21 protein-coding genes are annotated in these 22,441 nt (G+C 58.9%); 13 read left to right on the top strand and 8 right to left on the bottom strand.

From position 1 onward, the window contains the following. Positions 1 to 84 precede the first annotated feature (84 nt). From BSU04_RS41500 to BSU04_RS41490, 3 genes are all read left to right on the top strand, one after another. Positions 85 to 507 (top strand): hypothetical protein, encoded by a 423-nt coding sequence (locus BSU04_RS41500; protein WP_031357205.1) that lies wholly within the window; start codon positions 85 to 87, stop codon positions 505 to 507. A gap of 694 nt (positions 508 to 1,201) precedes the next feature. Next, complete coding sequence (locus tag BSU04_RS41495) at positions 1,202 to 1,996, top strand: N-acyl amino acid synthase FeeM domain-containing protein (RefSeq protein ID WP_089166000.1); 795 nt, start codon at positions 1,202 to 1,204, stop codon at positions 1,994 to 1,996. A 175-nt stretch (positions 1,997 to 2,171) separates the two neighbouring features. Then, a complete protein-coding gene (locus BSU04_RS41490) occupies positions 2,172 to 5,084 on the top strand; it encodes an EAL domain-containing protein (RefSeq protein WP_373452921.1) in 2,913 nt (970 codons plus the stop codon). Between the two features lie 420 nt (positions 5,085 to 5,504). On the opposite strand, the gene BSU04_RS41485 is transcribed toward BSU04_RS41490, so the two are convergent. Continuing rightward, the gene (locus BSU04_RS41485; protein ID WP_089166013.1) at positions 5,505 to 5,714 is read right to left on the bottom strand and encodes a hypothetical protein; all 210 of its coding nucleotides are present in this window, start codon (positions 5,712 to 5,714) and stop codon (positions 5,505 to 5,507) included. Positions 5,715 to 6,138: 424 nt separating this feature from the next. On the opposite strand from BSU04_RS41485, the gene BSU04_RS41480 reads away from it, so the two are divergent. From BSU04_RS41480 to BSU04_RS41465, 4 genes are all read left to right on the top strand, one after another. After that, positions 6,139 to 7,053, top strand: a complete 915-nt coding sequence (locus tag BSU04_RS41480) for a sugar ABC transporter substrate-binding protein (protein ID WP_373452922.1) — start codon at positions 6,139 to 6,141, stop codon at positions 7,051 to 7,053. A gap of 144 nt (positions 7,054 to 7,197) precedes the next feature. Then, positions 7,198 to 8,184, top strand: coding sequence for an ABC transporter permease (locus tag BSU04_RS41475; RefSeq protein ID WP_089165997.1), 987 nt, complete (start codon positions 7,198 to 7,200; stop codon positions 8,182 to 8,184). A gap of 12 nt (positions 8,185 to 8,196) precedes the next feature. After that, on the top strand, positions 8,197 to 8,979 hold the full coding sequence (locus tag BSU04_RS41470) for an ATP-binding cassette domain-containing protein (protein WP_089165996.1): 783 nt from the start codon (positions 8,197 to 8,199) through the stop codon (positions 8,977 to 8,979). Positions 8,980 to 8,985: 6 nt separating this feature from the next. Further along, positions 8,986 to 10,188 (top strand): ROK family transcriptional regulator, encoded by a 1,203-nt coding sequence (locus BSU04_RS41465; protein ID WP_089165995.1) that lies wholly within the window; start codon positions 8,986 to 8,988, stop codon positions 10,186 to 10,188. Positions 10,189 to 10,207: 19 nt separating this feature from the next. Here the strand turns inward: BSU04_RS41465 and BSU04_RS41460 are convergent, their stop codons facing one another. The 4 genes from BSU04_RS41460 to BSU04_RS41440 all read right to left on the bottom strand — a co-directional run bounded on the left by BSU04_RS41460 (position 10,208) and on the right by BSU04_RS41440 (position 14,710). Further along, positions 10,208 to 10,537 carry a hypothetical protein gene (locus BSU04_RS41460; RefSeq protein WP_089166012.1) on the bottom strand — a complete coding sequence of 110 codons (330 nt, stop codon included), beginning with the start codon at positions 10,535 to 10,537 and terminating at the stop codon, positions 10,208 to 10,210. A gap of 634 nt (positions 10,538 to 11,171) precedes the next feature. Continuing rightward, positions 11,172 to 11,777: a hypothetical protein gene (locus BSU04_RS41450; RefSeq protein ID WP_144021515.1), complete on the bottom strand. Its 606-nt coding sequence runs from the start codon at positions 11,775 to 11,777 to the stop codon at positions 11,172 to 11,174. After that, positions 11,774 to 14,035 carry a hypothetical protein gene (locus BSU04_RS41445; RefSeq protein ID WP_089165992.1) on the bottom strand — a complete coding sequence of 754 codons (2,262 nt, stop codon included), beginning with the start codon at positions 14,033 to 14,035 and terminating at the stop codon, positions 11,774 to 11,776. The genes BSU04_RS41450 and BSU04_RS41445 overlap by 4 nt, the downstream gene beginning before the upstream one ends. Positions 14,036 to 14,455: 420 nt before the next feature. Next, on the bottom strand, positions 14,456 to 14,710 hold the full coding sequence (locus tag BSU04_RS41440) for a GlsB/YeaQ/YmgE family stress response membrane protein (protein ID WP_089166011.1): 255 nt from the start codon (positions 14,708 to 14,710) through the stop codon (positions 14,456 to 14,458). 256 nt (positions 14,711 to 14,966) lie between these two features. On the opposite strand from BSU04_RS41440, the gene BSU04_RS46925 reads away from it, so the two are divergent. After that, positions 14,967 to 15,464 carry a hypothetical protein gene (locus BSU04_RS46925; protein ID WP_089165991.1) on the top strand — a complete coding sequence of 166 codons (498 nt, stop codon included), beginning with the start codon at positions 14,967 to 14,969 and terminating at the stop codon, positions 15,462 to 15,464. A gap of 56 nt (positions 15,465 to 15,520) precedes the next feature. Here BSU04_RS46925 and BSU04_RS41430 read toward each other — a convergent pair whose 3' ends face one another. Continuing rightward, positions 15,521 to 16,396, bottom strand: a complete 876-nt coding sequence (locus BSU04_RS41430; RefSeq protein ID WP_089165990.1) for a lipid A biosynthesis lauroyl acyltransferase — start codon at positions 16,394 to 16,396, stop codon at positions 15,521 to 15,523. Between the two features lie 405 nt (positions 16,397 to 16,801). Between BSU04_RS41430 and BSU04_RS41425 the strand changes: the two genes are divergently transcribed. After that, positions 16,802 to 17,104 carry a YciI-like protein gene (locus BSU04_RS41425; protein ID WP_089165989.1) on the top strand — a complete coding sequence of 101 codons (303 nt, stop codon included), beginning with the start codon at positions 16,802 to 16,804 and terminating at the stop codon, positions 17,102 to 17,104. A 25-nt stretch (positions 17,105 to 17,129) separates the two neighbouring features. On the opposite strand, the gene BSU04_RS41420 is transcribed toward BSU04_RS41425, so the two are convergent. Then, a complete protein-coding gene (locus tag BSU04_RS41420; RefSeq protein WP_089165988.1) occupies positions 17,130 to 18,161 on the bottom strand; it encodes a LysR family transcriptional regulator in 1,032 nt (343 codons plus the stop codon). A gap of 147 nt (positions 18,162 to 18,308) precedes the next feature. Next, positions 18,309 to 19,667: a mechanosensitive ion channel family protein gene (locus BSU04_RS41415; protein WP_089165987.1), complete on the bottom strand. Its 1,359-nt coding sequence runs from the start codon at positions 19,665 to 19,667 to the stop codon at positions 18,309 to 18,311. A 172-nt stretch (positions 19,668 to 19,839) separates the two neighbouring features. Here BSU04_RS41415 and BSU04_RS41410 point away from each other — a divergent pair, with 172 nt between their 5' ends. The 4 genes from BSU04_RS41410 to hutH form a co-directional block, all read left to right on the top strand. After that, positions 19,840 to 20,061 carry a hypothetical protein gene (locus BSU04_RS41410; protein ID WP_089165986.1) on the top strand — a complete coding sequence of 74 codons (222 nt, stop codon included), beginning with the start codon at positions 19,840 to 19,842 and terminating at the stop codon, positions 20,059 to 20,061. A gap of 16 nt (positions 20,062 to 20,077) precedes the next feature. Further along, a complete protein-coding gene (gene crcB, locus BSU04_RS41405) occupies positions 20,078 to 20,455 on the top strand; it encodes a fluoride efflux transporter CrcB (RefSeq protein ID WP_089165985.1) in 378 nt (125 codons plus the stop codon). Between the two features lie 19 nt (positions 20,456 to 20,474). Beyond that, complete coding sequence (locus tag BSU04_RS41400; RefSeq protein WP_089165984.1) at positions 20,475 to 20,945, top strand: GNAT family N-acetyltransferase; 471 nt, start codon at positions 20,475 to 20,477, stop codon at positions 20,943 to 20,945. A 120-nt stretch (positions 20,946 to 21,065) separates the two neighbouring features. Then, the coding region (gene hutH, locus BSU04_RS41395; RefSeq protein ID WP_144021514.1) for a histidine ammonia-lyase at positions 21,066 to 22,441 on the top strand (1,376 nt) is incomplete at its 3' end.

Raw genomic sequence — 22,441 nt, 5'->3', positions numbered from 1 at the left:
TTTGGGATAGGAATGGTACGATCGCGCCGTGCAAGGCGGCGGCGACGCTCGTCGAATAGTGAATCAAGTTACGGAGGCGACCCTATGGCCCAACAGAAAACCAACCCGAAGCTGGAGCAGGCGCTGACGCGCGGCGACCTCGCGATTCGCCAGGCCAATTCCGGCCGCGCAACGGCCGTGCTGCGCGCGCTTGGCAAGATGATTGTGGAGGCTTCGGCGACCATCGGCGTGGAAGCGTTCGTCGTGATTCATGACGGCGACAAGATCTACGATCCCGCCGACGGCATGTGGCCGCAACAACTGCTGGTGTCGCTCGATGGCCCGGTGGAAGACGCGGACCCGGACGAACTGCGCACCGTGACCTTGATGGCCGACACCCCGGCAACTGTGTTTCGATGCGAATGGCAACGTGCAGACGGCAAGATCGGCCGTCAGGAAGGGCGCCCGCTCGCAATGGTGGCGTTCATCACCGACGTGGACATTCCCTGGCTCGACGACGAAGACTGAGGAAGCGCACAGACTCGTCCCTCAACAAATAAGCGGATGCACCTTGCATCCGCTGTCCCCAAGCTTCTTCGCTTTATCATTCGGCAAAACGGGTAATTAAGTCACGCTTCAGGCGGAATTCTCTTCCAATTGCCGATGCGAGAACCCGCAGCCTGTCGAATTGCCTCTGCTTTTCACAGTGGAATTCCATACTGTTGTAAGGGCTTATGTGCGGTGGCCGCTATTCGTCGGTTTAATAGAGCTCACTTGGTGCAACCGGCTGATTTCCTGCGTTTGTCTATTTGGCCGCTTCGCATGCACGCAATTCACTCTCGATATAAAGTTGGCGAGAAAAAATCCGTTATATAAGCATGAGCACACTAACGGTGCAGCACGCTTGAACACCGTGGGAAAAAACATGGCTTTTGTATATTTCTAATGCATAGTTAATGGCAAAAAGAATCCCACATCTTGCGTTCAACAAAATTTACTCGCTGGAAATTTTTCATGATACGAAATGCACGTAGATGATTCGGGTCGGAGAACACGAAAAGCACCGAAAATACAGAATTTTTTGAAGTTTCTATAAAGATTTATTTGGTAGCGCGCACCCCATCAATTGCCTTTGGGCGAGACTAAATCCGTCGTGTGAGTCGTTTGCGTCAAGTCAAACGTTCCGCGGCGTCCTCCTTCTCGCCAAAATGGGGTAGCACAAATGGAACAGCTTAATAAAGCAGGTCAAAGTAGTGTTTTTCGAAATGAACATGTTGGACTCGGTGAACGTGAAGAGAGGCCTGAACTAGCGGCCGTACAAGCGCTAAGAAAGCCCGAATCCATGCCGTTTACGATCCGCATCGTCTCGGCGGATCACGATCTTCAGAAAGCGGTACAGCTTCGGCGTGTGGCCTATGGTCGCCATTTGCCGGCTTTTGCGGAGAAAATGACAGTAGAAGGGTGTGATCGCGATCCAGGTACGGCGATCCTGCTGGCTGAATCGAAACTCGATGGCGCGCCGCTGGGCACCATGCGTATTCAAACCAACGAATATGCGCCGCTCGGCGTGCAGGGATCGGTCGACTTGCCGGTCTGGCTAAGAACGGGCCGTCTGGCGGAAGCCACTCGGCTAGGCGTAGCCGGCGGGACGATCGGCCGCGTGGTAAAAATGATGTTGTTCAAGTCGTTGTTTTTATACTGTGAGCAGCACCAGATCGACTGGACGGTGATTACCGCGCGTTCGCCGCTGGATCGCGAATATGAAGCGATGCTGTTCGAGGATGTTTTCGGCTATCGGCAATTCATTCCGATGGCGCATGTCGGCAATTTACCGCATCGGGTTCTGGCCGGCGAAGTGGGTGTTGCGCGTCAACGCTGGGAGGAAGCGAAGCACCCGCTATTTCAATTCGTGTTTCAAACGCATCATCCTGATATCGATTTGCGGGCGGCAGATTTATCTTTCGAGCGAGAAACGGTAGGATGCCCGGAAGCTCCGCAGGTTGCTTATGGCAGGTAATAAACAATAAAACAATAACCCGGTCGTACGTTGGCGTGGGACAAACGAGGCGATGGTGAGCCATGACCGGCCGCCGTCGCCCGTGCGGCGTGGGTTGGTGCAACCAGGGGAAACACCAGGTATGGCGTCGGTTGCTTTATTTTCGCGATCAAAGTACAGGCGCGCTGGTTCATTCATGGATCGGCTGCTGTACAGCTTCTCCGTCTTCGTCGTCCCGGCGCTGATTGCGGTGGGGACGATCGCAACCCTGCTGTGGGCGCCGCACCAGTTCGAATCGAACGGATCCGTTCCTCTGCCACTGCACGTCATTCACGACACCTCCGGCACGCTGGACCCCGCCGGTGCCCTGAAGGAGCTCGGGCACCAGGTCGATGTTGGCCGTTTCAGCACGCAACTGGCGGAAACGCCGGTCTGGTTTTCATTCGACGTTCCCAACATGAGTCTGGAGCAGTCCACCTACGTGGAATTGCCGTCGCGTCACGCGCAGACACTCGCTTGCTGGGTAGCCTCGACGCTGCAGCCGCTCGGCACGGCGAACCGCCAGAGCACCACCAACGAAATTACTGCCGTGAAGGCGGGTTTTTCCATTCATCTCGGTCATCTCGCGCAATCGGTTCAAGTCGTTTGCCGAGGCACGTTCTCCGGCCCGGCGCAGATCACCGCGCTCGCATGGGACAGCCAAAGTCTGCGCACGTCCGCGCTCGATTTTCAGGAAAGCTCGGGCATGATTGGAGGCGGCCTGCTGACGCTCGCCGTATTCGTCTTCGTCACCGCGCTGATCAACCGCGAGTGGACGTACGTGATCTTCGCCGCGTGGCTGGTCGGCAATCTGCGGCTGTGCGCGAATGCGATGGGATGGGACATGCAGTGGACCGGCCGCGCGATCCCGTCGGACTTTCTGCAACCACTGCGTCAATTCACCTTCGCTGCCTACTATTTGTTGACGGGCGCGCTTTTTAGCCAGCTGTTCCGGCGCGAGCTGAAAGTGGTGGGATATCGATGGTTGCTTGGGGTTGGGCAATACATCGGCATCGCTTTACTTGTGTGCTCCGTGATCCTGCCCTACTCGCGCTTCATTCCGGCGCTTTGGATGCTGGGCGGCCTTGGCATCGGCGTGCTGGTCTTTTTGCTCGCCCGGATCGTCTGGCTCGCCCGCTCGCGCACCGTGCTCTGGTACGTGGGGTCGCTCGCGATCGTTCTATTTGCCACCTTCTCCGATGTGCTTGCCGCCGCGTTCAGCATCAAGTCGCTCTCGGGCGGCGTGAGCACGGTGATGGCCGCGTTGTCGTCGAGCATGATGGCTGCCTTCGCGATCGCCGAGCAGATGCGCGCCGAACGTGAACACCGGCGGCAGGCGCAAACGGAACTGCGCAATACCTATGACGTGACGCCCATCGGCCTCTTCACGCTCGACAGCGCCGGCCACTTCGTGCGCGCGAATCCCGCGTTGCAATCCATGCTCTCGCTGCAGAAGACCGAATACAAAGTGCGGCACTGGAACGACTACTTCGAGTCGGGCGCGTGGGGTGCGTTACAGGCGCTGGCATCGAAGGGAAGTGAAGGCGAACTGGAGATGGGCGGCGCCGCATCGCGGGGCAATGGCGAGCGCCGGTTCCTGCTCAAGGCTACGCGTTCGAACGGCTGGATCGAGGGCTCGCTGCAGGATGTGACCGAGCGGTCGAAAGCCATCGAGCGCCTGCGGTTCCTGGCTGAACACGACCCGCTCACAGGGTCGCTCAACCGGCGCGGCGTGGAAAAGGCGATTGCGGCGCAGAGCGAAGAAGGGACGTCCTGGGCGCTCGCGTACGTGGATCTGGACCGCTTCAAGCTCGTCAACGATCTCTTTGGGCACCGTGCCGGCGACGAAGTGTTAAAGCAGGTCGCCACCCGCACGCGAGCGTTATTTTCGGCTGGGTTTCCGTTTGGCCGGATTGGCGGCGACGAGTTCGTCTGCGTAATGGGCGGTATGTCCATAGACGAAGCCATCGACTGCTGTCATCACCTGATCAGTGCGTTGAGTGATGCGCCGTATCAGGTCGGCAACCGTGCGTTCCAGGTGAAGGCATCGGTGGGACTGGTGGAGTGCTCGCACGGCGTGCGTGTGCAGGACGCGCTCTCGCATGCGGACCGTGCGTGCCGCGAGGCCAAGAAGAGTTCGAATGCGCGGATGGTGACGTATCGCAAGGGTGCGGCGGCGTTCGAGGAGCGGGCAGAGGAATTGAAGCTGGTTGAAACGCTGGGGCGCAATCGATTGCCTCCGGGTTTGTTCCTTGTGATGCAGCCGATCATGTCGCTGTCTGCGCCCACGGAGTCGCTTAATTTCGAGGTGCTGCTGCGCATGCGCGCGCCGGACGGCGCAACGCTGCCGGCCGGCAAGGTGATTGTGGCGGCGGAGGAGTCCGGCAACATTGCGGCTATCGATAAATGGGTGATCACCACGTTGCTCGAGTGGATCGAGAAGCATGAGGCGTCGCTCGCGAATACGCGTTTCATTTGCGTCAATCTCAGTGGTGGTTCGCTGAATGACGAACAGTTCATGGAAGACGTTTTTGCGTTGTTCGCGCGCTTCCGGCATATCGTGCCTTATCTTTGTCTCGAGATTACCGAGAGCGTCGCGTTGCATGATCTCGACAATACACAGCGCTTTATCGCGCGGGTTCATGAGATGGGTGGCAAGATCGCACTTGACGATTTCGGGGCGGGGTATACGTCGTTTAAATATCTCAAGGATCTTTCCGCCGACGCACTCAAGATCGACGGCGAGTTTATTCGGACGATGTGTGCGCATCCGGCTGATATAGCCATTGTCGAAGCTATTGTTGCGCTCGCTCGCAATCTTGGAATGCGCAGCGTGGCCGAGTGGGTCGAAGATGTGGATACGCTGCGTGCGCTGAAGGAAATCGGCGTGGATTACGTGCAGGGATATCTTATTGCCAAGCCGCAGGAAAGCGGTGCGATTCTCGCTGCTTCGTCGGCGGCGAGTTTTGTGAAGGATTTAGATGTGGTGCAGTTTATCGACAGTATTGTCGTGCCGGATAAGACTCTGGCCTTTACGTTCGATGTGACCGCTAAAGCGGGATTGCACTGAGAGGCGTTGGGGGTTGCCAGGTTCCGGAGTTGGCGGTCTGAGTCATTGCCGGGGTGCCAGGTTCTTGGGTTAGCGGGCTGAGTCAATGCCGGGTTGCAAGGTTCCAGCGTTAGCGGTCGGAGTCAGTGCCGGGTTGCTGCTGCTTAAGTTAGTGGTCCGCGCGAGTCGGATATTCTCTTTATCACTAAGGACCAAGAAATGACGTGCCGCCACGCACAGTGGCTAACAGTGCTAAAGAAATAAGCGAACTCAGGTAGACCGCTAACACCGAAAGCAACAACCCGGCATTGACTCCGACCGCTAGCCCTGGAACCTAGCACCCCGGCATTGACTCCGACCACTACCGCAGGAACCTGGCACTGACCCCAACCGCCGCCGCGACCGCTCCTCAAACCCCGTCCACCGGCGCGAGCGAAACCCTCAGGTCGTTTTCAACCCGTTCAGGATCTTTGTCGCTGCAATGGGAATGCGCGTGTCATCCCATTGCGCGAGCCATTGCACTTCCTTCGTCGTGAAAAAACCGGGCTGATTACGCAATGCAAACTGCAGCGAATCCACAATGTGATCGCGGATGATCTGGGGCGAATCTTCGTCGGTGACGATCGCGTGAAGGGCTTCGAGTGCGCTCATGGTGCGGGAGACCAGAATGATGGGTTGGCAAAAATGCTGGTAAACCATACCCCGAGAAAATCCCGGAAAACAATTCAATTCAACGCTTTTTCGAGCGGTTTTCAGCCCGTCAGTGTTTTTACGTAGACGCGACGCAACAATCGCTGTTCGCGCAGCCCCCATTGATGTTCAAAGCGATTTAATCGGCGCCATGCTGCACTGCACCGTTTGGGTTTCGCTTCATTTTCTTGACTTGTCTCCCCGTCGCTGCTGTACTAAATAAAGTCAATTGATTTAGTCGGCAAACGCGTCTGGTGCGCTTCCTCTCGAAGCCGCAGGCGAATAAAAACCTATGGAGCGAGACATGAAAAATCTTCGACGTGCTGTCGCACGTGCGTCCTTCCTCGGACTTGCAGTGGCGTCGCTGGTGGGTTCAGGCGCAGCAATGGCGGCTGACCAGATCGCGATCGGCCTGATCACCAAGACCGATACCAATCCGTTCTTCGTCAAGATGAAACAGGGCGCCGAAGAAGCCGCCGCGAAAGGTGGTGTCAAGCTGATCTCCGCAGCGGGCAAGTTCGACGGCGATAACGCAACCCAGGTGACTGCGGTCGAGAACATGATGACGGCCGGTGTGAAAGCCATCCTCATCACGCCGAGCGATACCAAGGCCATCGTTCCGACGCTCAAGAAAGCGCGCGCCGCGGGCATTCTCGTGATCGCACTCGACACGCCGACCGATCCGCAAGATGCCACCGACGCGCTGTTCGCCACCGATAACTTCAAGGCCGGCGTGCTGATCGGCGAATACGCAAAAGCTGCCTTCGTCGGCAAGCCCGCGAAGATCGCCACGCTCGACCTGGCGCCTGGCGTGACCGTTGGTGTCCTGCGTCATAACGGCTTCCTGCAGGGCTTTGGCGTGAAAGAGGGCGACCCGTCCGTGGTGTGCAGCCAGGACACTCGCGGGGACCAGTCGAAGGGCCAGACAGCGATGGAAAACTGCCTGCAGAAGGAGCCGGGCATCAACCTCGTTTATACGATCAACGAACCTGCGGCGGCCGGTGCGTATCGCGCGCTCAAAGCAGCGGGCAAGGATAAGGACGTGATGATCGTATCCATCGACGGCGGCTGTGAAGGCGTGCGCAACGTGAAGGCCGGCAACTTCGCCGCCACCTCGCAGCAGTACCCGCTCGTGATGGCCGCGCAAGGTGTGCAGGCGGGAATTGAATACGCGAAGACGGGCAAGAAGGCGACGGGCTATCACGACACCGGCGTCACGCTCATCTCCGACAAACCCGTATCCGGCGTCGCGGCCAAGGACACGAAGTTCGGGCTGGATAACTGCTGGGGCAACAAGTAAGCCGTCGCGCCGCATTAACCCGCGTTTTAACCCGCGTTTAAACCGCGTTTGAACCCGCGGCCCGGACTTGAGCCTCAAGATGTTTCAAGCCCGGGTCGCGTGAGCGGCGCATTTTTTTCGAACTTGCTGTCGAGGTCCCGAGTCATGACGCAATCCACCTCTCCCACGGCCGGCCGCGCGACGTTCTCTGATCGTCTGCCGTCGCTTGCCGATATCGGTCCGCTAGCAGCGCTTGTGATCGCGTGCGCTTTCTTCATCTGGCAAAGCGACCGGTTTTTATCGATACAAAATCTCTCGCTGATCCTTCAGCAGACCATGGTCGTGGCGGTGATCGCGATCGGCCAGACGCTGATCGTGCTGACCGGCGGAATCGATTTGTCGTGCGGCATGTTGATGGCATTCGGCTCCATTGTGATGACGAAGTTTGCCGTCACGTTGGGCGTGCCACCCGTGATTGCCATTGTATGTGGGGTCGCGGCAAGCACATTGTTCGGATTGCTGAACGGTACGCTCATTACGAAAATCAAGTTGCCCGCGTTCATCGTCACGCTGGGGACGCTGAACATAGCATTCGCGCTGACGCAGGTGTACTCGAACGCCGAGAGCATTTCGAACCTGCCGGACGCCATGATGTTCTTCGGCAACACCTTCCATCTCGGCGGCGCGGAGGTCACGTATGGCACCGTGCTGACCCTGTTGATGTACCTCGTGGTGTGGTTCGTGTTGCGCGATACCGTGCCCGGCCGCCATCTCTATGCACTCGGCAACAATGCCGAAGCGGCGCGGCTGATGGGTCTTTCGTCGCAGAAAATCCTGATCACCGTGTACACGCTCGCAGGATTTTTCTATGGCATCGCGGCACTGTTATCGGTGGCGCGAACCGGTGTGGGTGATCCCCAGGCGGGCCAGACCGAGAACCTCGACAGCATCACGGCCGTCGTGCTCGGTGGCACCAGTCTGTTCGGCGGACGCGGCACCATTGTCGGGACCTTGCTGGGCGCGTTGATTGTTGGTGTGTTCCGCAATGGCCTGACGCTGATTGGCGTGTCGTCGGTTTATCAGATTCTGATCACCGGCATCCTGGTGATTCTTGCGGTCGCCGCCGATAAACTCGCGCGTCCCCGCGCCTGAGGAGCCAAGCTCATGAACGACACAATCAAACCCGTTCTGGAAGCCCGCGGTGTCATCAAACGCTACGGCTCCGTGACCGCACTTGACGGCGTCGATTTCGAACTGATGCCCGGCGAGATCATGGCGGTGATCGGCGATAACGGGGCCGGCAAATCGTCGCTGATCAAGGCGCTTTCCGGCGCACTCGTGCCCGACGAAGGCGAGATCCTGCTGGACGGAAATCCCGTGCATTTTCGCAGTCCGCTCGATGCGCGCTCGCAAGGTATTGAAACCGTCTATCAGGACCTTGCGGTCGCACCGGCGATGAGCATCGCGGAAAACCTTTTTCTTGGGCGCGAGCTAAGACGTCCCGGCATCCTCGGCTCAGTGTTCATGATGATCGACAAGCGGCGCATGTTGCAGGAAGCCATCGCGCATATGGAGGGTTTGCAGATCGGCATCCGTTCGATGAAGCAGGCTGTCGAAACGCTTTCCGGCGGTCAGCGCCAGGGCGTGGCGGTGGCGCGCAGCGCGGCGTTCGCGCGGCATGTGGTGATCCTTGATGAACCGACCGCTGCGCTTGGCGTGAAGGAATCCAACATGGTGCTGGAGTTGATCCGGCGCGTGCGTGATCGCGGGCTGCCTGTGATTCTCATCAGCCACAACATGCCGCATGTGTTCGAGATCGCCGATCGTATTCACATCCAGCGGCTCGGGCGACGCGCGGCGCTGGTCAATACGAAAGACATCCATATGTCGGAAGCAGTGGCCATCATGACCGGTGCGAAGCAGGCCGACGTGCAGGCGATCGCCTGATCCCCTATGACGCCTTCAATGTCCGCGAGCACGGCAACGCCGAAGCCTTCCGGCATGCGGCAGATGAACGAGCGCATCGTCCTGCAGGCGGTGCGTGTCCACGGTCCATGCCCCAAGTCCGAGATCGCGCGCCTGACGCATCTGAGCACGCAGACCACGTCGCTGATCGTGGATCGGTTGATCGACGACGGCTTGCTTGCCCGGGAGGCCAGGACGCGCGTGCAGGGGCGCATGGGGCAGCCATCGGTGCCGATCTCGCTGCGCGCGGACGGGGCTTTTTCCATTGGCGTGAAAGTGGGGCGGCGAAGTCTTGATGTGCTGACCATGGACTTTGCGGGCCAGGTGCACGCGCGCGATGTGATCGAGTATGCGTATCCCGATCCGCGTACGGTGTTCGCTTTGCTCAGCAAGAAGATCGACCAGATGATGGTCGCGCTCGGCAATGACGCCGCCAAGGTCGTTGGAATAGGCGTGGCGGCGCCGTTATGGCTTGGCGGCTGGCGCAATTTCTTCGATACCCCGCCGGACGTCTTCGCCGCATGGAACGAGATCGATATCAGCGCGCGGGTCCAGGCGCTGACCACGTTGCCGGTGGAGTTCGCGAAGGACACGACCGCTGCCTGCGCTGCTGAATTGCTGATGGGGCAGGGACGCGGATTGGGCGACTTTCTCTACGTGTTTATCGGCACGTTCATTGGCGGCGGGCTGGTCATCGATGGACGGCTGCATGCCGGGCCGAAGGGGAACGCCGGTGCTATCGGGTCATTTCCGTTGATGGGCGAAGGCACGCCGCAGTTGCTTAACGTCGCGTCGGTGTATGTGCTGGAAAAGCGCTTCACCGATGCCGGTTTCCCCGCCGCCGCCGCTCACGATCAACGTGCGCTGTCGGCGCAGTTGTGGCCTTTGTGCGAGGCGTGGCTCGATGCCGCTTGCCCGGCACTCGCCACGGCTATCGCCACGGCAGCGGCGCTGGTCGACGTCGACGCGATCGTGATCGACGGGGAGCTGGATCGCCAGTTGTTGCGGGAAGTATTAAGCCGGACCAATACCGCGCTCGATGCCTTCGACTGGCAGGGGATGTTGCGGCCCAGGCTGGTCGAAGGGGAGATTGGCGCCGATGCCCGCGCGATGGGCGGTGCAATCCTGCCGTTGTACGCGCACTTTGCGCCCCGGCATGTGCTGTTCCTGAAGTCGGGGATGAACGCGTGATCCTCAGCGCCTCAGTTCCCTAGTCGCGACTCGCTTCAATCAGGGCTTTCAGCCTGCCGCGTTCTTCCGCCACACCGTGCGGCGTTGGCGGCCAGTCGAGAATAACGCCGCTGTTCATGGCGTCGCGTGTGAGGGTGGCGTAACGCGATTTGCTGATCTTGTTTTCTTTCATCGACTCGCTCAGTTCGTGCTTGATGCCCTGCGGCAGTTGCGGATAAGCCTCGGCGAGAGACGCATATTGGCGTGCATCGATCTCGGTCGACTCTTTCGTGATCGCCCACGAGGCAACGAGCACGATTGCCACGAATGGGACCAGGGTGTATCGCAGGAAAAATTGGATGGGCTTCAATTCGGCCGTTGGTCGTTTCGTATTTTGCGGAGACCGGGGCATCAATGAATTCGATGCTATTGAGTAGTCTCAGCGCTTGTTCAACACGCTGGACTTGGGGCGGCTTAGATACATGACGTCACTGTTGCCGCAAAGCGCCTTGGTTTCGTGGACAAGGCAAAAGGCAAAACCGCGCGTACGGCGATCTTCTGCTCCATCCGTTTGATCTAACGTAGTTCGCGTTCCCTTCCAGTTCGTTCCCTTGAGAGCGTACAACTGGACGCTCAACCCTTTGAAAAAGGGATGCCCGCGGTCTTCTATCTCTCATCTACCATTAACGTCTTTGATGTTCGCGCGATCGGTAAGTACATCAGGACTGAGCGTCTCGCAAACCAAGTTTACCGCCCAAAAGCCGGATTCACCGGTGTGACCGAACCCGAAGCCGCCCAAGCTACTGTCTTTGCTTCCAACAAAACGAATTGCCTGTGAATTGGGTATCTGGCATCGGCAATCTCCGATTTCGTGCTCAGCGGTCTGGGCTATCGAAGATACTGCTGAGAGTGCCCACACAGGTGACGGCATTGACCAACCGAAGGCGAGCATCCATGCAACTACTAGTCTTTTCATAGAGCGTCCGTCCGGGGGGCAGCCTTTGCTATCTCGTAACGGTACCGGTCTTGTTATAGGGAGGACCGTCTATGAATTCGATGCTATTGAGTAGTTTCAATACCTTGTTCAACACGCTGGATTTGGGGTGGGTTAGATACATCACGTCACTGCTGCCGCAAAGCGCTTTGGTTTCGTGGACAAGGCAAAAGGCAAGGCCGCGCGTACGACGATTTTCTTCTCCATCTGTTTGATCTAACGTGGTTCCCGCCCCGTCCCAATTCGTTCCCTTAAGAACGTAAAGGCGCACGCGCAGCCCCTCCGGAAAGGGTTGCCCGCGATCCTCTATCTCCCATCTACCATTCATTTTTTTGATGTTCGCGCGCTCGGCGAGGACTTCCGGGTGGAGCGTTTCGCAAACCATGTGGACAGCCCAGAATTTCGAATCGCTATCGTTCCCGACTGAATACCCCCCGAATTTCGTGGATGAATTCCCCGCAAAATCCCCGCTCTCGATGTTCTTCATCCGAAACTGACAATCCCCGATGACATGTTCCGCTACCGAATCAGCTTTGAATGCTGCCGTCGAAGCCCAAACAGGTGTATGTATGCAACCACCTATGGCGAGCATCCACGTAATCGTTAGTTTTCTCACGAGATATCCTTTCTGCGTTCGTAGCCTTCCGGTGTAGTTTGTAGATTGCCGTCTTGATCCGGAAACTGCGGCGTATCGGCGAGCACTTTGAGCGCGCTTGTATAGGCTTGGTAACGGGCGACGATGCCATTAACTTTGTCGATGCTCGTCAGATTAGTCACCGGGCTACCGAAGTTCACCGTCGCGGCCACTTGGCCAAACGATTGGCACGCATAGTAGACGTGGGTATCGCTGCCTATCCGTTTTGTCGCCCGATCGTTCGATGAAGGGAAGTCGGCGAAGCGGGCCGCGCCACTCCACGCCCAATACGCGACCGCACTGTCCGAAGAATCGTAACGTGTGTTGTCCTTAAGCCCACTTACATCGTTCCGCCATTCAATCATTTCTGAAGTCACCTTTGGATTAGCCTTGTCCTGCAATGCGGCATGATCCTTTTTGCTGTACGCGCTGACCAATGCCTGCTCAACCGTCACTGCGACATCGCGTCCACGCCACCGCCAGTATTTGATGTAGTTGCCCGGGCCGGTCAACTGCAGGAACCCCCGGCCATCCCATGGGTAGTACCACGCGACTGAATTGTCCTCGTAGAGCTTGCCGAACCACTGCGTCTCTTGCATGGCATTGCCGAAAAACGCAGCCATACGATTGGCGGTGACGATGCCATGCTTGCGCAATGCTTTGTTCAAATCGACACGGAAGTCGGACAACACCCTTTGTCGGGCAGGAACGTTGATATCCACTGGCTCCGACAAATACGCACCTCTGTGAAGACGCATCGCGCTCACGGGCAATAGCTGCGCCATCTCCGGGCGACTTAACCAACCGCACTTCTTGAAATGCTCAACGAACGCGAGCGGGTGGAAATGCCAAATTTTCGATGGCAGTCCCGTCATATCCCAGAACTGGAATTTTTCGACGAAATCGACAAACTTCTTAAGTCCGGCCGGATCGTCCGCATAGTGTTCACCCGGATTGGTTAGCGTGCGGTAGCGCCGGACGTTCGTACTTTTGTCCCACTCGGTCGGCGCCTCGCAAATCAAGCCACGCAGTTTTCTGCGAGCTTGCTCGTCATCCCGAAGATAGAGAGCCAGACGCTCTTGACGATCCACGCCGGGGCGCGGGGGTGGTGTGTTCGCATCACGCAGTATGTCGAGAATGACCTTGACGTCGCACAAGCCATCATCAGACAGCGCGCCGTTACCTTCTGTCGCCTTCACCCACCCTGTGAAAAAGGGAAAATCCGCGTCCGACATCTTGCGGATGTCCCGCAAGTTCAAGTCGACATACCCGGATTGTCCCGGCGCAAATGGGATCCGCTGCCAGTTTACGTTCTGTTCGGCAGGTAACTTCCCCTTGTCGGGTCCAATCACGCGGCCGAATCTAAGCAACTCGTAACCCGCACTTGGGCAAGCCGGATAACTTTCGCACGCCGTCTTGAACAGGCTGTACTCGTATTCCGGATCCGGAACGCCTTTCTCCGGTGTGATCAGCGCAGGTGACTGATCCACACCGTCGGCCGCCCAAACTGTTGTGTACTTTGTTCCACTTTCGTATGCGATTCGAACGAACAGGGTCTTGTCGGAGGTTCCTATTACGTCGCTTTGTCCGCTCGGCTTCACACGAAAAGACCTCGGTGGGATCACGTAGTAGGCGTTGCCCCATGGCTCTTCGGATCCGTCCGACTCGACCGGCATCTTGCCAAGCAGCGTCTTGTCGAAATGAGCGTTGAAATCCACGTCCGTCATGAAGATCTCGAAGTGGATCATCCGCTGTCCGTACATCTTGCCTGGGTAACCGAGGATGTCTTTGCGAAAAACCTTCGTTTTGCCGTCGTGGCGGGCTTCGCCGGTAGGCTCCTGCATGAGCGGAACCAACTGCCTCTTCAGCACGCGCTTGCCCTTCATGTCTGCGTGGTTCATGAGATGCATGTAAAGCGAATAGAAGGTCATCGATCGCTCATGCCCGGTTTCTGTCTGATGCTTCAGGAGGATGAAGCTGTTGTCATGCCCTTCAACAACGCAGTCTGAAACAACGCGATACGCGACGACGGTGCCGTCCGCGATCGCACGGACTGGTTCATCGAGGAACTTTGGTGTCAGGTGAACACCTCCATGCCACCGCCGGTCGAGACTTACCGGATAGATACCATGAGGTGATTCGTAGTCGTCGAGACGGGCGGTTACGGTCAACGCAGCCTGCTCGAAGCTGTCTGCACTGCCGTTGCCAGGCGCGGGTAGGAAGGGAAAGCTAATCAGCATGAAATGGCTTTCTGATAACAATGTAGATGGGCATTGCTTTACGCGGAGAAGGTCAGCGCGTGGAAGAATGTCAGCGAAGAACACAGAGCTAGCTGTTGTAAATTAGCGCGCCTTCAGCATTAATATTAGTATTGCTTATTGTATAAATCGCTTGTTGCGCTTTTCCAGCTCGCATGTCTCGTTACTCTTTTATTTTTAAGACCGTAATGATGCGGTTAGATCGAAAATCAAGCTGCATTCTGCACGAACAAGGCGCTTGTGAATGTCACGTTTTGCAACAGAGCGGCAAAGTCACCTTGGAGTGACGAAAATCGATTGCCCTCGACTTGCGGACAAAATGAAAAGGCTGTTCCGACTTTCGTTGGAACAGCCTTTTTCATTTGACCCGAAAGCTCATGCGCGAATCGGATCTCACGTGTTTCAAGCCCGGCGGCGCACGACCAGTCCCCAGACAAACAGCAGGACGATAGCGCCGACCACCGAGGCAATCCACCCCGCCGCCTGTCCTTCGTGATACCAGCCGAGCGCGCGGCCGACGTAGCCTGCCACCAGCGAGCCGGCAATGCCCAGCAGGATCGTCATGATCCAGCCCATGCTGTCGTCGCCTGGCTTGATCGCTCGCGCAATCAAACCAATGACGCCGCCGATGATAATGGTGCCGATAAGTGAAAGCATGAAGATTTTTCCGTAGTGTTGAGTGTTGGCGAAACGCCCGGGATATCCGGGCGCGCGCCGGCGCACATGCGCGCGACACACCTGCAACAAAAACGGCAGGCGGCGTGCAATGTGCTCGTCGAGTAGACCGATCGGCCAGCGTGTGGGCATTTTCGACGATGCCGAGGCTTCTTGCAGGTTAAAATTCGTTGCTTAGGCACTGTGCAACACTCGCGTGCTCCCACACCGTTTCATGCAACTCGAGCTTCTTATCCCCATGACCGATTCAGACCCCGATCTCCATACCGACGAAGACACCACGCTCCACGAAGACCGCCTATGGCGCGACGACGGCTGGACCGCGAAAGTGATCAAGAACGAGGATGACGACGGCTGGGCGGTCCAGATGATCAAGGACGGCGAAGCCGAACCGGCGCTCACCGGGCCCTGGACCATGGGCCGCGACAAGAAGAACCCCAAGCCGCTCGATCCGAACGCGTTCCGCACGCTGGTCAAGACAGCATCCGAAGTATTGCGCCGGCACGAGCAACAGCGCCACGCAATGCTTCACAAGGATTTTACGGTTCGCGCGGACGGCGAAGATGTGACGGTGTCGTTGGATATCGTGCCTGACGAGGACGATCCTTACGCAGACCTGAAGGCGCTCGATTCGTTCGGTGCGCTGCTTGCCCACGTGCGGGTGTCCGCAGGGTTCAAGCTCAGCAAGACAAGCGCGCAGGCCTGGGTAGATAACGACTTCCGCAAGCCCGACTGATCGCGGCGCGCGCTGACTTTGACAACTGACACGCCTGGGAGGCGTTCAGGAAGCGTTCAATAGACGCCGGCTACGCCTTCCGGCCGGTGTTTGAAGCGGCGATGCACCCAGTAGTATTGTTCCGGAAAACGCACTATTTGCGATTCCAGGAACTCGTTCATCCGGCGGGCATCGGTTTCGTCGCTTTGCGAGGGAAAGTCGGCGAGCGGCTCGAAGATCGTCATCTTGTAACCCTGGTAATCGGGCAGCACTTCGGTCACGAACGGCACCACGCGCGCCCCCCCAAGGCGCGCCAGCCGCGACACTGACGTAAGCGTGCAGGCCTGTACGCCGAAGAACGGCACGAATACCGAGTTTTCGATGCCATGATCCATGTCGGCGGCCAGCATCACCGAGCCGCCCTTGCGCAGCAGTTTCAGAATCCGACGGGCACTGTCGGCTCGCATGACCATGTCGGCGCCAAAACGCCCTCGCTGTTCTACTGCGAGCGTGTTGAGCCGTTTGCTGGACATCGGCGTATAAAGCGCGGTGATGGGCAGCTTCATGGAGTACAGCATGCAGCCCACTTCAATGGCGACAAAGTGGAAGCCCATGAAAATGGTGGGCGGTGAATTTTCGTCGTTGAGATCAATATGGCTTTCGAGCTGCACGAGTTTTTCGATAGCGCGAGCCGAACCAAACCACTGCACGCCGCGCTCCACGTAACTGCGCACAACGTGACGGAAATGGGAGCGTCCGAGCAATTCGTATTCGGCGGCGGTCTTTCCCGGAAAGCACAATTGCAGATTGACCTGCACAATGTGTTTTCGACGGCTCGGAATGCAATAAAGCAGCGCACCGAGACCGCTGCCAAATCGCGCGACCAGGCCGTAAGGCAGGCGAGCGAGCGCGCGGAGCAGCGCTACGACGAGCGAGAAACCGATGTTGTTCAAACTTGCCCCTTGAAACGGGCGGCGAAATGCGTATGACGAGCGCCGGATGAATTTAGACTCCGACGATCGGCATGCTGCCGGATGTCGAAGAGGAGTAACGGCGAAACCCAAGCGCGGCGAGAGTGATTAACCCTTAAGCCGGCGAACCAAGAGGCGAAAAAGCCGCGGAACAGGCATGTTCCGGAGAACGTCCGACGCTGCCGGAATCTTGAGCGTCGCGGTAATTCGCGAACCCGCGCGAAGGTAAAAGTCGAAAGTGCCATCATGATCGCACACACGGACTCTGGCATACAGTTTTGGCATGCCTACCAAATCTTACGTGGGTGTCATATAGGCGCTTGTTACATACGGCATGATCGTTCGATTGCGACGCGCGCAGCGTTGCCTGCAACGGGAGACAAGCTTATGCACTTTCTATTGATGTACGAATTGAGCGCCGATTATCTCGAACGCCGGACGGCGTTTCGCGACCGCCATCTAACGGTGGCGTGGGCATCGGCGGAACGCGGAGAATTGTTGCTGGGCGGGGCGCTGGACGCACCCGTCGACCGGGCGATGCTGCTGTTCGAGGCGGACTCGCCCGCGGTGGTGGAGGCGTTCGCGCGAGCCGATCCTTATGTGACCGAGGGATTGGTCACGCACTGGGAGGTCCGCAAGTGGAATACCGTGGCGGGCAGCGGGGCGGCTCAGCCGGTTAAACCGGCATGAGCGCCCATGCCGGCGACACGCAGGATCATGACTCGCTGGTGGTTTCCTCGTGCGCGTCCTCGTCGCGGACTGTCGCAGGTCTTGATGCCGCGGCCTTCGCGGGAGCGCAAACCGGACGGCGAGCCGTGCGAAACAGGCGCGTGAGCGTATCGTCCATTTCCTGCGAGCGCTCGAACAATTCCGCCAGCCAGTCCACGAACGCGCTGACCCTCGGCGCGGCTTGCCGGCTCTTGACGAATGCCACCGACACATTCATTGGCATCGACTTCCATTGCGGCAGCACCTCGCGCAGTTGCCCGGAACGCAGGTACGGCAACGCGGCAATGCGCGGCGGCTGAATCAGCCCGAGGCCTTGCAGGCCACACGCGAGATACGCGTGTTCGTCGGTGACCTGAACGAAACCGGCCATCTTCACGGTCACCGCTTCGCCATCCACTTCGAAGTCGAAATCACACGGCCGGCCCGTGCGAGCCGACACACAGTTCACCGCGACGTGCTGCGCGAGTTCGTCGAGTGTCTTCGGCGTGCCGTGCGCTTCCAGATACGCGGGCGTGGCGCAAGTCACGTGCTCAAAGGTGCCGAGCCGCCGTGCGATCAGCCCTGAATCGGGCAGCTCGCCAAGTTGCACGCTGCAATCCACGCCTTCGCCGACCAGATCGACGGCGCGGTTGCAGATGCCGATCGACAACTCGATATGCGGATAACGCGCATGGAAATCGGGTAGCGCAGGCACGACCAGCGCGGTGGCGACCGTATCGGGCAACTCGATGCGCAGGCGGCCGCGCAGGCGCTCGTCGCGGCCGTGAAAGCCTGCTTCCAGGTCGTCGATATCCGCGAGAATGCGCACGCAGCGCTCGTAACACTCGGCCCCTTCGGCCGTGAGATTGAGACGCCGCGTGGTGCGTGCAAGCAGTTGCACGCCGAGCAGGGCCTCGAGTTGTTGAATGGTCGTCGAGACGCTTGCACGCGGCATGCCGAGAGATTCGGCGGCGCGCGAGAAGCTGTTGGTATCGACGACGCGGATGAAAACACGCATGGCATGAACGCGATCGGTCACGGGAGTTTTCCTGTAGAAGCGATGAGTGCGATGACCGGCGGGCACCTTCGGGTGATGCAGAAGGAATGCCGGCAAGGTTCACACTTTAGGCATCAGGACGGTTCGCGTGAATACATAAAAGTCGCGGATTCTTGCCTGCTTCTCCAGTTAGAGCGTGGGCAACTCGCCGCGCAAACGGCCGCTTTCCGCCCCGCCAATGGCGCTTGAACGTCCTGCGCCACCCGCACCCCCTGCACCGCCTCCAATCAGCCCGCTCACCAGCCCGCTCATGTCCGAGCCCGACGGCGCCTGATAGAGCCGCAGACCCATCTCCGGCAGGATAGACAGTAAGTGGTCGAACACATCGCCCTGGATGCGTTCGTATTGCGACCATGCGGTGACGGCGGTGAAACAATACACCTCGACAGGAATGCCTTCCGATTGCGGTTCCATCATCCGCACCATCATCGACATGTCCTGTCTGATCTCCGGATGTCGTTGCAGATACGCGAGCCCATACGCGCGGAAGGTGCCGATATTCGTCAGCCGCCGCCGGTTGGCCGGCTCGCTGGCGAGCTCGCCGAGATTCTTGTTCGCCTGGTCGACTTCGATCTGTTTTTCTTCCAGATAATCGTGCAGCAAGCGGAATTGCTTGAGGCGCGCGGTTTCTTCATCGGTGAGAAAACGCACACAGGTGGCATCTATTCGCAGCGTGCGCTTGATGCGCCGCCCGCCCGATTCGAACATCTGCCGATAGTTTCTATAACTCTCGGAGAACAGCTTGTAGGTGGGCACGGTAGTCACCGTGTTGTCCCAGTTCTGCACCTTCACGGTATGCAGCGCGATGTCCTTCACGAAACCATCGGCGTTGGATTGCGGCATTTCGATCCAGTCGCCTATGCGCAGCATGTCATTCGAGGTGAGCTGCGTGCTCGCCACCAGCGACAACAACGTGTCCTTGAACACGAGCAGCAGGACGGCCGACAATGCACCGAGACCCGACAGCATCCAGAGCGGCGAACGGTCGATCACGATAGACAGCACCAGCACACCGCATATCAACGCGAGCGCGAGCTTGCCGATCTGGATGTAGCCTTTGATCGAGCGTGTCTGCGCCTGCATGCTGGCCGCGTACACGTCCTGCCATGCGCTGAGCGCGCCGCCCATCGCGAAGAAGACGCAGACCCATGCGCCGGCGTGCGCGAGCCGCTCGATGACATCCGCCATGTGACCGATGTGCGGCACGTCGCCGATACCGATGGCCACCGCCGCGAACGGCACGGCGTACCAAAGCTGGTGATACGCGCGGTGCCGGGCGAGCGCCTTGTCCCACGCCTGGCGCTCGGTCAGGACGAGCAGACGGTGCGCGAAATACAGCACGATGCGCGCGACCACCCACTGCGCGAACAGCGCGGCCAGAACGAGCGTCAGCAGGCCGAGCGCGAATTGCGCCCAATGGTGGGTGGGATAGTGCTGCTGCAAGGTGTCTGCAACAGTGTCTATCAGGTCGTCCAGGTTCAAATTCATGCGGGCAGTGTGGAACATATAAAGTCGAACTCGACTACAACAACGAAGCGACCCGTATTGTGCATGAAAGGCGGCGACGTGCTTTCTCGCATTCTGGCTTTCTGTGTCGGGTTCCTGATGCATTCCATTATGATTACGGCTTTACGCATTCCCGCGCGCGAGCGCAACGCCCATGCGAACCGTCAAGCTGGAACACAACGACGACACCGTTCTCGATCCCGCCGATCCCCAACTGGTCATGCGCGGCTCCGTGCTGCTGGACGGCCATGAATGCGGCGGGTGGGAGCAGCGGCGCGACGGCACCTGGATTGCGCGACTTTCGGCGTCCGGCGAGACGGTCGTCGCGGCAAGCCGCAAACAGCTCATCGAGCGTCTAACGTTCGTTTCTCTCTGATCTTCTGCCTTCGCTCATGTATTTGTCGATTCTGGCTGTAGGTGTTGGCGGCGCGCTGGGTTCCCTGTTTCGATGGGTCCTGGGTCTGCGCCTGAACACGTTGTTTCCCAATCTTCCGCTCGGGACGCTTGCGGCGAACGTCATCGCGGGCTACGTGATCGGTGTGGCGGTGGCGTGGTTCGCGCGCTTCCCCGGGGTATCGATGGAATGGCGCCTGTTCGTCATCACCGGCTTGATGGGCGGCTTATCGACCTTCTCGACGTTCTCGGCCGAAGTCGTCGCGCATCTGCAGCAGGGGCGCTACGGCTGGGCAGCGGGCGAGATCGCGATTCACGTGACGGCCTCGGTCGTGATGACCATCCTGGGCATCGCGACGGTCTCGCTCACGCGCTAAAGAACCCGTGCACTCGTCGATGCAACCCGTCATCCGGCGTTATGTAGCCGCGGATCTGGATGCGGTTGTGAGTGTGTTTCTGCGCTCGGTGCGGGGAGTGGCGTCTCGTGATTACGATGCGGGCCAGATCGCGGCGTGGGCGCAGGTGGATCGCAATGTCTGGGCGCTCCGCCGGCTTGACCGGCCGACATGGGTCGCATTGGTCGATAGTGTCATTGCAGGTTTCATCGATCTTGAAAGCAACGGGCACATCGACATGTTGTTCGTCGACGCGGCCAGCCAGCGCGGGGGCGTGGCGAGCGCGCTGCTTGATACGGTGGAAAACGCGGCGCGTGTGCAACGGCTCGCGGTCCTCGATACCGATGCCAGCATTACCGCGCGGCCGTTCTTCGAGAAGCACGGCTTTCAGGTCGTCCGCTCGCAAGATGTGGCGCTGCGCGGCCAGCGGTTAACGAACTTTCGTATGGAGAAGCGATTTAGCGCTGTATAGACAACCGGTCGAAAAACGGGCGGTTCGATCCCCGAAAATTCCAATTAGGTGTTTTCAGGCCTTGTTTTGGGGGATTTGTTTGTTTAGACTGGGTCGTAACTTGTATAGACAGGACTTGCGATGATCGAATTGACCCCCGGCCACCTCACGCTGGCGCACTTGCGCCAGATCGCCCGCGGCTCCGACGCATTAACCCTCGATCCGGCCAGCTTCGCTGCCATCGACGCTTCCGCACAAACCGTTGCCGACATCGCCGCCAAGGGCGAGCCGGCCTACGGAATCAACACGGGTTTCGGCCGTTTGGCGAGCACCCACATTCCCGCCGATCAACTCGAACTGTTGCAGCGCAATCTGGTGTTGTCGCATGCCGTGGGCGTGGGCGAACCCATGTCGCGACCGGTCGTGCGGTTGCTGATCGCGTTGAAGGTGTCGAGCCTGGGGCGCGGGCATTCGGGCATCCGCCGCGAGGTGATCAACGCGCTGATCACGCTGTTCAACGCCGATGTCCTGCCTGTCATCCCGGTCAAGGGTTCGGTGGGCGCATCGGGCGATCTGGCGCCGCTTGCGCATATGTCGACGGCGTTGCTCGGTATTGGCGAAGTCACCATCCGTGGCGAGCGGGCGAGTGCGCTGGACGGGCTGCGCGTAGCCGGCCTCGAACCGCTGACGCTGCAGGCTAAAGAAGGTCTTGCGCTGCTCAACGGCACGCAGGCTTCCACGGCGCTCGCGTTGTACAACATGTTCGCGATCGAAGACCTGTACCGCACGGGGCTGGTGTCGGGCGCGCTGTCGGTGGATGCCGCGATGGGTTCCGTCGTTCCGTTCGACGCCCGCATTCACACGCTGCGCGGTCACGCCGGACAGATCGATGCGGCGGCTGCCTATCGCACGTTGCTGGAAGGTTCCGCGATCAACTTGTCGCATCAGGATTGCGACAAGGTTCAGGACCCGTACAGCCTGCGTTGCCAGCCGCAAGTCATGGGCGCGTGTCTCGACCAGATGCGCCATGCGGCCGATGTCTTGCTGATCGAAGCGAATGCCGTATCGGACAATCCGCTGATCTTCCCGGACACCGGCGAAGTGCTCTCTGGCGGCAATTTCCACGCGGAACCCGTTGCATTCGCCGCCGATAACCTCGCTATCGCCGCTGCGGAAATTGGTGCGCTGGCGGAGCGCCGGATCGCGTTGCTGATCGATGCGACGCTTTCCGGTTTGCCACCGTTTCTCGTACGCGATGGCGGCGTGAATTCGGGCTTCATGATCGCGCATGTGACGGCTGCGGCGCTGGCGTCGGAGAACAAGACCTACGCGCATCCGGCATCGGTCGATTCATTGCCGACATCGGCGAATCAGGAAGATCACGTCTCCATGGCGACGTTCGCCGCCCGCAAGCTCGGTTATATTGCGGAAAACGTCGCGCATATTCTTGCCATCGAATTGCTGGCGGCCGCGCAAGGCGTGGACCTTCGCGCGCCACATCAAACCAGCCCGCGCCT

Origin of the sequence: Caballeronia sordidicola, from assembly GCF_002220365.1 — a bacterium.
GTDB classification, from domain to species: Bacteria; Pseudomonadota; Gammaproteobacteria; order Burkholderiales; family Burkholderiaceae; genus Caballeronia; species Caballeronia sordidicola_C.
The sequence above is the reverse complement of the archived record's forward strand: the minus strand, read 5'-3'. Positions and strand labels throughout refer to the sequence as shown.